Consider the following 1,185-nt stretch of genomic DNA (forward strand, 5'->3'; position numbering starts at 1 on the left):
CATCAGGGGGGACACGCCACGGCGCTCGCGCACGGCGCGTGTCTGCGTCGTTCACGGCGGCCTGCCCGCCAGCGTCGGACACGGCAGGGCATGGCACAACCCCGCGCAGCGAGGCCTGTCGTGGATCGTGGCTGCGCGCCGCCCTCGGCGGTGCGCGCTCGCAGGCGCGTCTGCGGCGCAGCCGCTGAATTCGTCGACGCGCCCCTCGCCGAACACGCCCCGTCCCGCAGGCCGGGGCTCCAGACTCATGCGACGGCTGGCTCGACCACGCTATCTTCGGTCTCGGCATCGCCGGCTGTGTCGGCGCGGTCCATGGCTTCTGGCTCCGACGCGATGGCCTGCGCCGGGGCATCAGCGTCCTGTCGCCCAAGCATCGCAGGCAACCCTCCGGTTCCCGCCGCCAGCCGTTCGGCCGCAGTCACGATGTCGGCCTTCCTGGCCGTGCCCAGTCGGTGCACCTCGGCCGGTGTGCAAACGCCTGGACCGCTTCGGCCTCCGGGCTTTCGAGACATGCTCGAAGTAGCCTCCAGCGGTCGGCGTCCACCAGTCGCGCTCGAGGATCGCGCCCGCGCGAGCGGGCGGTGGGGCCGGTGGTCTTCACGGCACCCTTTCTTGCCTGAAGCGTCCAGGAGCAAAGCCGAAGCAGCCATTTCGGCGAGGCGTATGTCGATCGGGATCGACGTCCGGGTCCGGGTTGGTCGGCACAGTCCGACCCGAAGATCGGCTGGAAACGCGTCCTGCGAGGCATCGAGGTCGCCGGCTTGGATCCAGCGGCCGTCGCCGCGGCGAACTCACCCGCCTGCTCAGCCGTGGTGCCGACCTCGCCGCCCTTCCTGGGCGCGGCGAGTGCGATGGTCCAGTGCCCCGGCCTCCTGACCCAGCGACAGCAATCGTAGGTCTTCAGCACACTCGCGAGGCGGGCATGACCATGGGCTTGCGGCGAGGGGGATGCCTCCACCTATTCCTTGCCCGCGTTATCTGCCAGGGCGAGTTCACCCGCGGGCGGCAACTCGCGGCTCAGGATGTACTCGAACGCCTCGCCGGCCAGACGCGCGGCGGTGAAGATTGCGGTCCGATCGTTGCGCAGCACCTGCAGCCAGGCGTCGAGGTAGGCCGCGTGTCCTTCGATCGTCGCGTCGACCAGCCCGATGTGACCGAGCACGAAGGCACTGCCGAGCTCCGCCA

The 1,185-nt window shown here is 70.4% G+C and carries 1 protein-coding gene; it reads right to left on the minus strand.

Annotated elements, in window-relative coordinates:
- Positions 1-958: 958 nt before the first annotated feature.
- Positions 959-1,185, minus strand: a 227-nt coding sequence (locus tag AC1D2K_RS34960; RefSeq protein WP_478095043.1) for a zincin-like metallopeptidase domain-containing protein, incomplete at its 5' end; no start/stop codon positions are given.

It is taken from the genome of Variovorax sp. P1_H12_2 (assembly GCF_056405335.1).